This window comes from Priestia filamentosa (assembly GCF_900177535.1).
Lineage (GTDB): Bacteria > Bacillota > Bacilli > Bacillales > Bacillaceae_H > Bacillus_I > Bacillus_I filamentosa.
In genome coordinates, this window is sequence record NZ_FXAJ01000001.1 from 462794 (window position 1) to 476677 (window position 13884).

Consider the following 13884-nt stretch of genomic DNA (forward strand, 5'->3'; position numbering starts at 1 on the left):
AATTTAGTTTTGCGCTTCTAACCAGTTCTGTGACCACTTCTCAATTTCGTTCATAAGCGGTTCTAGTGCTGCTCCTTTTTCTGTTAAGGAATATTCAATTCTCACGGGTGTCTCAGGAAACACTTCGCGTTTTACAATTCCTTCATGTTCAAGATCTTTTAAGCGTTCAGACAGCACGCGACCACTAATTCCAATGGATGATTCAATATGACAAAAGCGCTGTGGACCTGTTAGAAGTTGATAAATAACTAATCCAGTCCATCTTTGACTTAATATGCTCATAGCTTTTTCAAAACGTGGGCAAATTAATGATCTATCCAAATGTATCACTCCCTACCTTCTATTATAATCATTAAAATAAATAATTAAATGATTTTGACTCAAAAAGTTACTTGACATAAACTAATAACAAAAATATAATAACTTACATAAAGTAAGTTACTAACAAATAGAGAAAAGGAGAAAGTATAATGACAGGATATAGAGTAGGTTCAGCGCTTTTACGTGTATTTTTAGGAATTACATTTTTTATTCATGGTCTTCAAAAATTTCAGGGAGGAATTGAAAATACGGTTGCTTTCTTTGAAAGTGTCGGTTTTCCAGGATTCTCTGCTTACGTTGTAGCAACAATTGAATTAGTTGGTGGAATTCTTATGGTTTTAGGTGTTGGAACCCGTATTATTGCAGCTTTGTTCTTCTTCGTTTTAGCAGGAGCTATTCTAAAAGTTAAGCTATCAGCAGGCTTTGTTGGTGGATATGAAGTTGACCTAGCATTACTTGTTATGGCCGTTCATCTAGCAATTGTTAAAAATACAGCATATTCGCTTGAAAATTTGTGGGCAAAGAAGGAAAAATAAAGATGAAATTTCAAAGCTATCCAATTCAACATGTGGAACTTAAAGTTGAAAATTTAGAACGATCCATTTCCTTCTATAAAAAAGTGATTGGCTTTTCTGTATTAGAAAAAACAGAAAAAGAAGCTTTTCTTACAGCTGATGGTGAAACAAGTTTGCTTTCTTTAAAAGAGCTTGAACACTATAGTCCGAAGCAAGGAAAAACAACAGGACTTTATCACTTTGCTATTTTATTACCAGAACGCATGTATTTAGCTTTAATTCTAAAGCACTTTTTAAAACAAGGCATTGAACTTGGCGCATCTGACCACCTTGTAAGTGAAGCACTTTATTTATCAGATCCAGATGGAAACGGAATTGAAGTATATGCTGATCGTGATTCATCAACATGGAAGTGGCAAAATAATGAAGTTATTATGGATACAAAACCACTTGATGGACACAATCTTTTAAATGAGCTTCCAAAGGATGAAGAGTGGAAAGGTCTCCCGCATAAAACTCTTATTGGACATATCCACCTGCATGTTCGTAATCTTGAAGAAGCAGAGAAATTTTATAAAGAAGGTTTAGGACTTGATATTGTAACAAATTACGGAGGGCATGCGCTTTTTCTTTCTTTTCATCGCTATCATCATCATATTGGAGTTAACGTTTGGGCAGGTAAGGATGCTAAAAATCCAAAACCTGAACATGTAGGTTTAAAATCATTTACTCTTTTTTACGATACGAAAGAGCAAAGAGACAAAGCGATTGAAAGATTAATTTCTCTTGGGTTCCATGTAAAAGAACAAGGTGATGTATTTACAGTCGAAGACGAGAGTGGAAATAGAATCAAATTAGTTTTCTGATATAAGGAGGAGAAATGATGGGGTTTTTACAAAAAGTGTTTGGAAGTGAACAAGAAGAAACAAAAGGAACTAACTTTTATGAGGCTGTCGAAAGTCGACGTTCAATTTATGGGATTAGCAATGAGAAAGTTATCTCAGATGAAAGATTGAAAGAAGTTATTGAACATGCTGTAAAACATACACCATCTTCTTTTAATTCGCAAAGTGCATCTGTTGTCGTATTAACAGGGGAAAGCCATAAAAAACTTTGGGACATTACAACAGAAACGCTTCGTAAAATTGTGCCAGAAGATGCTTTTAGCGAAACAGAAAATAAAATGAATGGTTTTAAAAGCGGTTATGGGACTGTGCTGTTTTTTGAAAATATGGATGTTGTCCAATCACTTCAGGAACAGTTCCCATCATATGCAGAAAACTTTCCACTCTGGTCTTTACAATCAAGTGGAATGTTGCAACACGTTATTTGGACAGCACTGGAAGTAGAGGGATACGGAGCATCTCTTCAACATTACAATCCATTGATTGATGAAGAAGTGAAGAATGAGTGGAATGTACAAGGAAATTGTAAATTGATTGCCCAAATGCCGTTTGGGAAGCCAACTAGTGCACCAGGTGAGAAAACGTTCAAACCATTAGCAGAACGAGTTTCTTTCTATAACTAATGAAAAAAGCTAACCGCTTACTTGTGGTTAGCTTTTTTGTGTGAGCGAAAAAAGAAAGGAATGCTTCTAGCAGTAGAACATTTACTGAAAATCATGTAAAGTAAAAGCGTACAGAATATGCAAAAACTTAAGGGAGTGAGAAGTATGGAAATTATCGGCCACCGTGGTGCAGCAGGAACATGTCCTGAGAATACAATGGTTTCATTTCAACGAGCAATTGAAGAAGGTGCAAGTGGAATTGAACTTGATGTTCATCTTTCAAAAGACGGAGAAATTATTGTTATTCATGATGAGACAGTAGACAGAACAACAGATGGCAAAGGATACATAGGGGAACTCACTTACAAAGATCTTCGCAAGTTAAATGCAAAATATAAGTTTAAAGAGCATAATAAATGTATGGTTCCATCATTGCCCGAAGTGTTTGAATGGGCAAAGGAAAAAACGTTTTTTATAAATATTGAATTGAAAAATAATGTTATCGAATATCCGCTTTTGGAGTGGAAAGTGATTGATTTAGTTCACCAATATGGATTGAAAGATCGAATTGTTTTTTCTTCTTTTAATCATAATAGTTTGGCACGCGTACTTAGCTATGACTCTCGTTTTGAAACAGCTGTTTTGTATTCCCATAAACTTTTTGAACCGTGGCAATATGCAAAACATCTAGGAAGTGAGGGACTTCATCCAAACAGTAGGAACGTTACAGAAGTTGTTGTTAAAGCAGCTCATAAAGAAGGTCTTAAAGTCCGTCCTTATACAGTGAATAAAAAAGAGGAAATGCTAGAAATGAAAAAAGCTGGCTGTGATGCAATTGTGACAGATTATCCTAAAAGGGCTATTGAGTTATTGAAATAACGACTAAAAGGCGGCTGTTTCCCGCCTTTTTTGTTCATCTACTTCCAAGGCCGTTGGAAGCGTCGCTGAACTTTTTTTCGTTTCCGATCGCGATAAAGAACAAACCCTGCTACAAAGCTTAGGCCGCTTGCAAATAGAATAAAGCCTATGAAAAATTGCAGTGGAAGGGAAGTAAAAGGTTCGACAGTTTGACCAAAAAGCATATCTCGCATCAATTTAATCCCAAAGGCAGCAATAACTCCTGGGATAACCATAACAAGCAAAGCAATAATACGAATCATATAAAGTATGCTCCTTTCCTTAAAGGCGTCGATATAAATATATTCGAGTTTTTGATTTGCTTATCCTTTTTTAGAAAAAAGTAAAACGACTTTTATAAACGATAAGGTGATGTTAATGCAAAATGTATTAATTGTTGGAGGTGGAAAAGGAGGGACTTCTCTTCTTAAATTGCTTCTCCAATCCGATTCATTTAAAGTAATCGGAATGATTGACTATAATGAATGGGCAGAGGGGGTGTTACTCGCACAAAAGGAACGAATCTCAACAGGAAGGGAATGGAGTTCCTTTTTAACAGAGGCTGTTGATATTGTTATTGATACAACAGGAGATGAGAGCGTATTTCAAAAAATACGAGCAAAAAAACACGACCATACGGTTCTTATTCCAGGTACGGTTGCTTTCATTATTGCCTCTCTGCTTGAGGATAAGGAAGAACTTATTGAAACTCTGCAGCAGGAATCATATAAACAAGAGCTCATTTTTAATGCAACACATGACGGAATGATCGCGATTGATGAAAAAGGGATTGTAACTCTTTTGAATGAAAGTGCAGAGCATATGACCAATTTAAAAGCAAAAGACGTTGTTGGTAAGCATATTCATGAAACAATGCCATCAAGTGAGCTTATTGAAACTCTTCATACAAGGCGAGTTGATAAAGATCAAAAATTCACTCTTGATAATGGGAGAAATATCATTACATCACGCGTTCCTCTTGTGGATGAGAAAGGACATCTTTACGGAGCTTTTTCAATTTTTAAAGATGTGACAGATGTTGCTCATTTAGCAGAAGAGCTTACAAATGTAAAAGAGCTTCAAACAATGCTTCAAGCAATTATCCAATCTTCTGAAGAAGCAATCTCTGTTGTGGATGAAAAAGGACACGGTATTTTAATTAATAAAGCATATACAAAGATGACCGGATTAAAAGAAGAAGATGTAATCGGTCTTCCAGCAACGGCAGATATTTCAGAAGGTGAAAGCATGCATATGAAAGTGCTTAAAACACGTCGTCCTGTCCGCCGCGTTCGCATGAAAGTTGGTCCCCATAAGCGTGATGTTTTCGTGAACGTGGCGCCAATTATTGTAGATGGAATTTTAAAAGGAAGCATTGGTGTTATCCATGATGTATCTGAAATTACAGAGTTAACAAATGCTTTGAAAAGAGCGCGCCAAATCATTCGTACGCTTGAAGCGAAATATGCATTTGAAGATATCATCGGTTCATCAGAAGCATTCATGCTCTCGATTCAGCAGGCAAAGTTAGCGGCAAAGACACCTGCTACAGTGCTCTTAAGAGGAGAATCTGGAACAGGAAAAGAACTTTTTGCGCATGCTATTCATAATGAAAGTGACCGAAAATATAACAAATTTGTTAGAGTGAACTGTGCGGCTATCCCTGAATCTTTACTTGAAAGTGAACTTTTTGGATATGAAGAAGGAGCGTTTTCAGGAGCAAAGAGAGGGGGAAAGAGAGGGCTTTTTGAAGAAGCTCATAATGGAAGTATCTTTCTAGACGAAATTGGAGAACTTTCGGCAAATACGCAAGCAAAGCTTTTACGTGTTCTACAAGATAGTGAAATCATCCGTGTTGGCAGTACTGTACCAAAACCAATTGACGTAAGGGTTATTGCAGCTACAAATGTCAATCTTGAACGAGGTATTACAGAAGGTAAAATACGAGAAGATTTATATTATCGTTTAAGCCAAATTCCGATTCAAATTCCTCCTTTACGCGATCGTAAAAAAGATATTAAAGAACTTTGTAATCACTTAATTCGAAAAATTAATGCTGATTATGGACGCAATGTAGAAGGAATTACAGATAGAACGCTAGCTTATTTGCAATCGTATGATTGGCCAGGCAATGTTCGTGAGCTTGAAAATGTGTTAGGAAGAGCAATTATTTACATGGAAATGAATGAACAATTGATAGATGTTGAACATATTCCGACTCTTGAAAGAAAGAAAAAGGTAGCTTCGAACGATGAAAAGAAAGTAGCAACAGATAAGTCGTTAGCTCTTCTTTTAGAAGAGCATGAAAAGAAAATTTTAGCCCAAGCTTTAGCAAAAAATAAAGGAAGCAGAACAAAAACAGCAAAGCAACTTGGCATCTCCATTCGCTCTTTTTACTATAAACTAGAAAAATATCAGCTCTAAATTCTACACAAAAATAAAATTCATGTTATAATTTGCATGCAGTAAATTGCTCACCCTGCAATTTGTTGCATGTTTTTTCTTTTTCAACGAGTGATATTTCATACATATAGTGCTGGCATGCTTTTTGCATAAGTATAGAGAGGAGAGCAAATTTGCTCGTATCTCGTAAAAAACAAAGTAAGTTTGCAACTTTCTGGTTGAGAAATCTTCACTTTGTTAAAACTTTAAACGAAAGGTAAAGGTTATTTTATGAGTACTCTCACAAGGCTGATTGCCCAAGCAAAAGAAAATAGAGTAACAGTAGCAGTAGCTGCTGCGGAAGATATGGAAGTTATCAAAGCTATTCGTGAAGCAAACAAAAATGAAGTAGCTCATTTTCAACTCTATGGCGATGAAAAAAAACTTCTTTCTTTGATAGAGCGTGTAGATTCTGATCTTTTGAACAACAAAGCGATTAATATTATTTCAGCAACATCTGCTGAAGAAGCAGCTTATAAAGCTGTTAAAGCTGTTCACAACAAGACAGCAGACGTTTTGATGAAGGGAAATATCCCTACTAAAACCATTTTGAAAGCAGCTTTAGACAAACAGTTTGGCTTGCGAACAAGTCGAGTATTGTCTCATGTTGCTTTGTTTGAAGTGCCGATATATGAACGACCAATCATTATTACAGATGCGGCAATGAATATTGCCCCAACTGTTTCGGAAAAAAGTCAAATCATAAAAAACGCAGTTTCTGTAGCCCATGCGATCGGTTTGGATTATCCAAAGGTAGCTGTTTTAGCAAGTGTTGAAGTTGTGAACCAAAACATGCCCGCAACCCTTCACGCAAAAGAGCTTGTAGAAATGTTTCACCAGGAAACAAATTGTTTTGTTGAAGGTCCCTTTGCACTTGATAATGCTATTTCACCTTATGCTGCAGAGCATAAAGGAATTGGTGGAAAGGTAGCTGGTCGTGCCGATATTTTACTGGCTCCAAACATTGAATCAGGGAATATTTTATACAAATCGCTTATCTATTTCGCTAAAGCAAGAGTGGGCGCGATTATCGCTGGAGCAAAAGCTCCTATTGTTTTAACATCTAGAGCAGATTCAGCCGAGAGCAAACTTCATTCCCTAGCCTTAGCCATTTGTATTTCACAACATGAAAGCAGGGAGGAAACATGATGGGAATCTTCAGCTATATGGAGAAGTATGATTATGAACAGCTTGTTATCTGTCAAGATAAGCAGTCTGGCTTAAAAGCTGTTATTGCAATTCACGATACAACCCTTGGTCCAGCATTAGGGGGGACAAGAATGTGGACGTACGCTTCTGAAGAAGATGCGATAGAAGATGCACTCCGATTAGCAAGAGGAATGACATATAAAAATGCAGCAGCAGGCTTGAATTTAGGCGGAGGCAAGACTGTTATTATTGGGGACCCAAAAAAGGATAAAAATGAGGAAATGTTTCGAGCATTTGGTCGCTACATTCAAGGACTTAACGGTCGCTATATTACAGCAGAAGATGTTGGGACAACAGTGGAAGATATGGATATTATCTATCAAGAAACAAACTATGTTACAGGCGTTTCTCCTGCGTTCGGCTCCTCTGGTAACCCTTCTCCTGTTACGGCATATGGAGTTTACAAAGGAATGAAGGCAGCGGTGAAAGCAGCATTTGGAAGCGATAGTTTGGCAGGAAAAACGGTTGCTGTCCAAGGGGTAGGCAATGTAGCTTATCATCTATGCAAACACCTGCATCATGAAGGTGCAAAGCTTATCGTAACAGATTTAAATAAAGAGGCTGTAAAACGTGCTGTGGAAGAGTTTCGGGCAAAAGCTGTTGAGATAGATGACATTTATAGTGTAGAATGCGATATTTATGCTCCTTGTGCGTTAGGTGCGACGCTTAATGATCAAACAATTCCAAAACTGAAAGCAAAAGTTATTGCAGGCGCTGCTAACAATCAGCTCAAAGAGTCTCGACATGGAGATGCGCTTCATACAATGGGGATCATTTATGCTCCTGACTATGTTATTAATGCAGGAGGAGTTATCAATGTTGCAGATGAACTAGAAGGCTATAACAGAGAGCGTGCTTTAAAAAAAGTAGAAGGCGTCTATGACAACATTGAAAGAATATTATCAATCTCAGAGCGAGATAACATCCCTTCATACAAAGCAGCAGATCGCTTAGCAGAGGAACGAATTGCTCGGATGAGAAATTCACGAAGCCAATTTCTACAAAATGAACATCATATATTAACACGTCGCTCCAGAATGTAACAAATTAGGGGAGGGATGGTGACGCCCTTATCCCCTCTTTCTCATTGGGAGAGGAGAATATTACATAGCTTATTTGAGCGTCACTTCACACTAAGGGGGATCTGCTTTGGCACAATCTATGTATCGTATACTCGTTATCAACCCTGGTTCCACATCAACAAAAATTGGGGTGTTTCACGATGAAGTACCGCTTTTTGAAGAAACAATTCGACATAATCATGAAGAATTAGCTCCTTTTGAGACAATCAATGATCAGTATGATTTCAGAAAGCAAAAAATTGTTGAGCTTCTTCATAGAGAAGGAATTAACTTATCAAAAATCGATGCGGTTTGTGCACGTGGTGGCTTACTGCGTCCTATTGAAGGCGGTACGTATACCGTTAATGAAGCAATGCTAGAAGATTTGAAAGTAGGATATGCAGGACAGCATGCTTCAAACTTAGGAGGCATTATTGCTCACTACATTGCTCAGTCACTAAATATTAAGGCTTATATTGTAGATCCTGTTGTTGTTGATGAACTAAGTGATCTAGCTCGTGTTTCAGGACTTCCTGGCATTGAACGAACGAGTATTTTTCATGCTTTGAACCAAAAAGCAGTAGCAAGAAGGTATGCTAAAACGGTTCATAAAAAGTATGAGGAGCTTAACTTAATCATTGCTCATATGGGTGGAGGAATTACCGTTGGGGCACATAACCACGGAAAAGTCGTTGACGTAAATAATGGTCTCCACGGGGATGGTCCATTTAGTCCAGAGCGTGCAGGAACGGTTCCTGCTGGAGATTTAGTTCGCATTTGTTTTTCAGGAGAGTACTACCGTGAAGAAGTGATGAAAATGCTTGTTGGGCAAGGTGGACTTTATGGCCATCTTGGAACAAATGATGCAGTAAAAGTGATAGAGATGATTCGACAGGGAAATGAAAAAGCTCGCTTAATTTTTGAAGCTATGGGCTATGGAGTAGCAAAAGAAATCGGATCTGCAAGTACTGTACTTAAAGGAAAAGTAGATGCCATTTTATTAACAGGCGGACTTGCATATGGAAAAGAGCTTGTAGCTAATATTACAGAACGAACAAGCTGGATAGCAGATGTTAGTGTTTATCCTGGTGAAAATGAACTTCAAGCCTTAACAGAAGGAGCGCTTCGGGTGCTTCGAGGAGAAGAACGGGCAAAAAAATATCCAAAAGAAATAGAAGTGAATACAAATTTTTCAAAAAGAAGGTGAACTACGTTGTCAAAAGAGTACGATGTGGTCATTGTCGGAGGCGGAACAGGTGGATATGTAGCAGCCATTCGCGCGTCACAGCTTGGCTTATCAACGGCAATTGTAGAAAAAAATAAACTTGGAGGAACATGCCTTCATGCAGGGTGTATTCCAAGCAAAGCGCTTTTAAAAAGTGCAGAAGTCTTTCAAACAGCTAAACATAGCGAAGATTATGGAATCCTTTCAACACAAGTGGAGCTTGACTTTTCAAAAGTTCAACAGCGAAAAGAACAAATTGTAGAAAAGCTTTATAGCGGTGTTCAATATTTGATGAATAAAGGAAAAATCGACGTATATGAAGGAACAGGACGCATGCTTGGACCGTCCATCTTCTCACCAATGGCAGGTTCTATTTCAGTAGAATTTACAAACGGAGATGAAAACGAAGTACTCATTCCTAAAAACGTCATCTTAGCAACGGGTTCAAGACCTAATACACTACCAAACCTTGAGGTGGACGGAGAAAAAGTGATTACGTCAGATGAGGCGCTGAAAATGGAGAACCTGCCAACATCCATCATTATTGTTGGAGGAGGCGTAATTGGAGTTGAATGGGCCTCAATGTTATGTGACTTCGGAGTTTCGGTCACAATTGTAGAATATAGCGAACGTATTCTCCCAACAGAAGATGAGGATGTATCAAAAGAGATGCACCGTGCTTTAGTAAGCAGAGGGGTTGAAATTGTAACAGGAGCAGAAGTGCTACCAGAAACGCTTCAAAAAGAAGCTGAAGTTGTAATTGAAGCTCAAACAAGTAATGGGAAGCAAACGTTTAAAGGTGAAAAACTTCTTTTATCTGTTGGAAGAAAAGCAAATACAGAAGGAATAGGAATCGAAAATACAAGCATTGAACTTGATCGAGGTTTTATTATGACAAATGAATACTATCAAACGAAAGAATCACATATTTACGCGATTGGTGATGTTATCGGTGGTCTTCAGCTTGCACATGTTGCCTCACATGAAGGAATAAAAGCAGTTGAACATATCGCTGGACGAACGCCTATACTGATGCGTTCGACAGATATCCCGAGATGTATATACAGTTCACCACAGGCTGCAAGCGTTGGTTTAACAGAAGAAGAAGCCATTGATAATGGGTTTCAGGTTAAAGTTGGCAAGTTTCCATTTCAAGCAGTCGGTAAAGCGCTGATCTCAGGAGAAGAATCAGGGTTTGCAAAGATCATTGCTGACAAGGAAACAGATGACTTATTAGGTGTCCATCTTATTGGTCCAAATGTGACAGAGCTTATTTCAGAAGCAGGTTTAGCTAAAGTTCTTGATGCAACACCATGGGAAATGGCTCATGCGGTGCACCCGCATCCAAGTTTATCAGAAGTACTTGGTGAAGCAGCGCTTAGCGTTGATGGTAAAGCAATACACTTTTAATTTAAAGGAGGCGGTTATATGGCAGAGAATCGCCATAAATCACTTGGCTTAACAGATGAAAATGTTTTAGAAATGTACAGAACAATGCTCTTATCAAGAAAAATCGATGAGCGCATGTGGCTATTAAATAGAGCGGGAAAAATTCCGTTTGTTATTTCATGTCAAGGACAGGAAGCAACGCAAATCGGAGCGGCGTATGCGCTCAATCGGGAAGAAGATTACATCTTGCCGTATTATCGTGATTTAGGTGTTGTGCTTGCATTTGGAATGACAACTCGTGATTTAATGCTTGCAAGCTTTGCGAAAGGGGAAGATCCAAACTCAGGGGGACGCCAGATGCCTGGTCACTTTGGCAGTAAAAAGCACCGTATTGTTACAGGTTCTTCTCCTGTAACAACTCAGGTTCCGCATGCAGTAGGAATTGCGCTTGGAGCGAAGATGCAGGGGAAAAACTTCGTATCGTTTGTAACATTTGGAGAAGGTTCTTCAAATCAAGGAGACTTTCATGAAGGAGCGAACTTTGCAGGCGTTCATAAGTTACCTGTTATTTTAATGTGTGAAAATAATAAATACGCGATTTCTGTTCCAACAGATAAGCAATTAGGATGTGAAAAAGTATCTGATCGTGCGGCTGGATACGGAATGCCTGGTTATACAGTAGACGGGACAGATATTTTTGATGTTTATGAAGCAACGAAAAGAGCGGCTGATCGGGCACGAAGTGGGGAAGGACCAACACTAATTGAAGCTGTTTCACATCGTCTAACAGCTCACTCAAGTGATGATGATGATAAAAGCTATCGTGCAAAAGAAGAGCTTGAATCAGCAAAACAAGATGACCCAGTTGTTAAATTCGCAGCATATTTACGCGAAGAAGGATTGCTAACAGACGAAAAAGAAGAAAATCTGCTAAAAGAAATCATGGATATTATAAATGATGCAACAGACTATGCTGAAAAAGCAGCATATGCTGACGGAGAGCATGCTTTGAAATACGTATACGGTGAGTAGAGGAGGAAGAAAAATGCCGGTAATTTCTTATATTGAAGCTATTACAGCCGCAATGAGAGAAGAGATGGAAAGAGATGAAAAAGTATTTTTATTAGGAGAAGATGTAGGTGTAAAAGGAGGCGTATTTAAAGCTTCACAAGGTCTTTATGAAAAATTTGGAGAAGCTCGCGTACTGGATACACCACTTGCCGAATCTGCTATTGCGGGTGTCGGAATAGGGGCTGCAATGTATGGAATGCGTCCAATTGCTGAAATGCAGTTTGCAGATTTTATTATGCCTGCTGTAAACCAAATTATCTCAGAAGCAGCGAAAATTCGTTATCGCTCCAACAATGATTGGAATTGTCCGATTACAATTCGTGCTCCTTATGGGGGCGGTGTTCACGGTGCCCTTTACCACTCTCAATCTGTTGAAGCAGTTTTCGCTAATCAGCCTGGTCTTAAGATTGTCATGCCTTCAACACCGTATGATGTGAAAGGGATGCTAAAAGCTGCTATTAGAGATGACGATCCTGTTCTGTTTTTAGAGCATAAGCGTGCATATCGCTTAATTAAAGGAGAAGTTCCAGAAGAAGAGTACGTTGTGCCACTTGATAAAGCAGACGTTAAGCGTGAAGGAGAAGATATCACAGTCATTACATATGGCCTTTGTGTTCATTTCGCCCTTCAAGCAGCAGAAAAGCTGGCAGCAGACGGTATTTCTGTTCATGTTTTGGATTTAAGAACGGTTTATCCATTAGATAAAGAAGCAATTATTGAAGCCGCTTCTAAAACAGGAAAAGTGTTGCTTGTAACAGAGGATAATCTAGAAGGAAGCATTATTGGAGAAGTATCGGCTATCATTGCAGAAAATTGTTTGTTTGATCTTGATGCACCAATTAAACGTTTAGCAGGACCAGATGTTCCGGCAATGCCGTATGCTCCAACGATGGAAAAATTCTTTATGATGAATCCAGATAAAATTGAAAAAGCAATGCGTGAGCTTGCAGAGTTTTAAAAGGAGGGAAAAGAATGGCGATCGAAAAAATGACGATGCCACAGCTCGGTGAAAGCGTCACAGAAGGAACTATTTCATCGTGGCTTATTTCTGTCGGTGACACAGTTCAAAAATACGATCCTATTGCAGAAGTAACAACAGATAAAGTAACAGCAGAAGTTCCCTCAAGCTTTGAAGGGAAAATTACAGAAATTGTTGCAAAAGAAGGGGAAACAATTCCTGTTGGCGAAACTATTTGTTATATCGAAGTAGAAGGATCCTCAGCTGAGAATAAAGAAGAGACAACTGAGAAACCAAGGGAAAAAGAAAGCGAAAAACCAAAAGACGATAGTGCAAAAACGCGCTACTCACCAGCAGTTCTTCGCCTTTCACAAGAACATAATATTGATTTAACAAAGGTTGTAGGGACAGGCGCTGGTGGCCGTATTACACGTAAAGATATAACAAAAATCATTAATAGCGGCGGTGTCAAATCGGAGACTTCCGTACCTGATACAAAGCCAAAACAAGAATCAAACGTCGAGAAAACACCTGATTCACCTAAAATAACAGAAAGCACACCTGTTTCTGTTAGCAATGGAGACAAGGAAATTCCGCTTACTTCTGTTCGTAAAGCTATCGCTTCTAATATGGTTCGCAGCAAACACGAAGCACCTCATGCTTGGACAATGGTTGAAGTTGATGCAACAAACCTTGTTAATTATCGTGAGAGCGTAAAAGCTTCCTTCCGTGAAAAAGAAGGTATCAATTTAACGTTCTTTGCTTTCTTCGTAAAAGCCGTTGCGCAAGCTCTTAAAGAATTCCCAGAAGTGAATTCAATGTGGGCAGGAGATAAGATTGTCCAAAAAAGAGATGTTAACATTTCAATTGCTGTAGCAACAGATGATGCCTTATATGTCCCAGTCATTAAACATGCTGATGAAAAAACAATTAAAGGCATTGCACGGGAAATTAGTGAGTTAGCAGCTAAGACGCGTAGCGGAAAGCTCACTTCAGACGATATGGCAGGTGGGACATTTACAGTGAACAATACAGGTTCATTTGGTTCTGTTCAGTCTATGGGAATTATTAATTACCCACAAGCAGCTATTTTACAAGTTGAAACAATTGTTAAGCGTCCAGTTGTAATCAATAATATGATTGCAATTCGCGATATGGTAAACATTTGCTTATCGTTAGATCATCGTGTCTTAGACGGTCTTGTTTGCGGAAGATTTCTAGCGCGGATTAAAGAAATTATTGAAAACATTTCATCCGAGACAGCTCTTTACTAAAAGTTCTCAAAACAA

General features: G+C 38.5%; 14 protein-coding genes. 12 read left to right on the forward strand and 2 right to left on the reverse strand.

Translation table 11 applies throughout. The features are described from left to right. Positions 1-3: 3 nt before the first annotated feature. A complete protein-coding gene (locus tag B9N79_RS02485) occupies positions 4-321 on the reverse strand; it encodes a winged helix-turn-helix transcriptional regulator (protein ID WP_019391552.1) in 318 nt (105 codons plus the stop codon). Between the two features lie 149 nt (positions 322-470). Here B9N79_RS02485 and B9N79_RS02490 point away from each other — a divergent pair, with 149 nt between their 5' ends. The 4 genes from B9N79_RS02490 to B9N79_RS02505 all read left to right on the forward strand — a co-directional run bounded on the left by B9N79_RS02490 (position 471) and on the right by B9N79_RS02505 (position 3222). Further along, positions 471-857, forward strand: coding sequence for a DoxX family protein (locus B9N79_RS02490; protein WP_019391553.1), 387 nt, complete (start codon positions 471-473; stop codon positions 855-857). 2 nt (positions 858-859) lie between these two features. After that, the gene (locus B9N79_RS02495; RefSeq protein ID WP_019391554.1) at positions 860-1702 is read left to right on the forward strand and encodes a VOC family protein; all 843 of its coding nucleotides are present in this window, start codon (positions 860-862) and stop codon (positions 1700-1702) included. A 17-nt stretch (positions 1703-1719) separates the two neighbouring features. Next, positions 1720-2364 carry a nitroreductase family protein gene (locus tag B9N79_RS02500; RefSeq protein ID WP_019391555.1) on the forward strand — a complete coding sequence of 215 codons (645 nt, stop codon included), beginning with the start codon at positions 1720-1722 and terminating at the stop codon, positions 2362-2364. A 144-nt stretch (positions 2365-2508) separates the two neighbouring features. Further along, positions 2509-3222: a glycerophosphodiester phosphodiesterase gene (locus B9N79_RS02505; RefSeq protein WP_040056768.1), complete on the forward strand. Its 714-nt coding sequence runs from the start codon at positions 2509-2511 to the stop codon at positions 3220-3222. A gap of 38 nt (positions 3223-3260) precedes the next feature. Here the strand turns inward: B9N79_RS02505 and B9N79_RS02510 are convergent, their stop codons facing one another. Continuing rightward, entirely contained in the window at positions 3261-3503 is a 243-nt protein-coding gene (locus B9N79_RS02510) for a DUF2627 domain-containing protein (RefSeq protein WP_019391557.1), read from the reverse strand. Positions 3504-3618: 115 nt separating this feature from the next. On the opposite strand from B9N79_RS02510, the gene B9N79_RS02515 reads away from it, so the two are divergent. The 8 genes from B9N79_RS02515 to B9N79_RS02550 all read left to right on the forward strand — a co-directional run bounded on the left by B9N79_RS02515 (position 3619) and on the right by B9N79_RS02550 (position 13869). Beyond that, positions 3619-5664 (forward strand): sigma-54 interaction domain-containing protein, encoded by a 2046-nt coding sequence (locus B9N79_RS02515; protein WP_085117701.1) that lies wholly within the window; start codon positions 3619-3621, stop codon positions 5662-5664. A gap of 249 nt (positions 5665-5913) precedes the next feature. Continuing rightward, positions 5914-6831, forward strand: a complete 918-nt coding sequence (gene yqiS, locus B9N79_RS02520; RefSeq protein WP_019391559.1) for a phosphate butyryltransferase — start codon at positions 5914-5916, stop codon at positions 6829-6831. Next, positions 6831-7934: a branched-chain amino acid dehydrogenase gene (gene bcd / locus B9N79_RS02525; protein WP_019391560.1), complete on the forward strand. Its 1104-nt coding sequence runs from the start codon at positions 6831-6833 to the stop codon at positions 7932-7934. The genes yqiS and bcd overlap by 1 nt, the downstream gene beginning before the upstream one ends. A gap of 118 nt (positions 7935-8052) precedes the next feature. After that, entirely contained in the window at positions 8053-9159 is a 1107-nt protein-coding gene (gene buk / locus B9N79_RS02530; protein WP_372450207.1) for a butyrate kinase, read from the forward strand. Between the two features lie 6 nt (positions 9160-9165). After that, on the forward strand, positions 9166-10587 hold the full coding sequence (gene lpdA, locus B9N79_RS02535) for a dihydrolipoyl dehydrogenase (RefSeq protein WP_040056766.1): 1422 nt from the start codon (positions 9166-9168) through the stop codon (positions 10585-10587). A gap of 18 nt (positions 10588-10605) precedes the next feature. Then, complete coding sequence (locus B9N79_RS02540; protein WP_019391563.1) at positions 10606-11598, forward strand: thiamine pyrophosphate-dependent dehydrogenase E1 component subunit alpha; 993 nt, start codon at positions 10606-10608, stop codon at positions 11596-11598. A 13-nt stretch (positions 11599-11611) separates the two neighbouring features. Continuing rightward, on the forward strand, positions 11612-12595 hold the full coding sequence (locus tag B9N79_RS02545) for an alpha-ketoacid dehydrogenase subunit beta (RefSeq protein WP_019391564.1): 984 nt from the start codon (positions 11612-11614) through the stop codon (positions 12593-12595). A 14-nt stretch (positions 12596-12609) separates the two neighbouring features. Further along, complete coding sequence (locus B9N79_RS02550; protein WP_046217844.1) at positions 12610-13869, forward strand: dihydrolipoamide acetyltransferase family protein; 1260 nt, start codon at positions 12610-12612, stop codon at positions 13867-13869. Positions 13870-13884 lie beyond the last annotated feature (15 nt).

Bases quoted from the DNA above. Each gene is read 5' to 3' on its own strand.
- yqiS (WP_019391559.1), top strand. From the start codon at position 5,914: ATGAGTACTCTCACAAGGCTGATTGCCCAAGCAAAAGAAAATAGAGTA.
- B9N79_RS02545 (WP_019391564.1), top strand. From the start codon at position 11,612: ATGCCGGTAATTTCTTATATTGAAGCTATTACAGCCGCAATGAGAGAA.
- bcd (WP_019391560.1), top strand. From the start codon at position 6,831: ATGGGAATCTTCAGCTATATGGAGAAGTATGATTATGAACAGCTTGTT.
- B9N79_RS02550 (WP_046217844.1), top strand. From the start codon at position 12,610: ATGGCGATCGAAAAAATGACGATGCCACAGCTCGGTGAAAGCGTCACA.
- B9N79_RS02540 (WP_019391563.1), top strand. From the start codon at position 10,606: ATGGCAGAGAATCGCCATAAATCACTTGGCTTAACAGATGAAAATGTT.
- buk (WP_372450207.1), top strand. From the start codon at position 8,053: ATGTATCGTATACTCGTTATCAACCCTGGTTCCACATCAACAAAAATT.
- B9N79_RS02510 (WP_019391557.1), bottom strand. From the start codon at position 3,503: ATGATTCGTATTATTGCTTTGCTTGTTATGGTTATCCCAGGAGTTATT.
- B9N79_RS02500 (WP_019391555.1), top strand. From the start codon at position 1,720: ATGGGGTTTTTACAAAAAGTGTTTGGAAGTGAACAAGAAGAAACAAAA.
- B9N79_RS02505 (WP_040056768.1), top strand. From the start codon at position 2,509: ATGGAAATTATCGGCCACCGTGGTGCAGCAGGAACATGTCCTGAGAAT.
- B9N79_RS02495 (WP_019391554.1), top strand. From the start codon at position 860: ATGAAATTTCAAAGCTATCCAATTCAACATGTGGAACTTAAAGTTGAA.
- B9N79_RS02515 (WP_085117701.1), top strand. From the start codon at position 3,619: ATGCAAAATGTATTAATTGTTGGAGGTGGAAAAGGAGGGACTTCTCTT.
- B9N79_RS02490 (WP_019391553.1), top strand. From the start codon at position 471: ATGACAGGATATAGAGTAGGTTCAGCGCTTTTACGTGTATTTTTAGGA.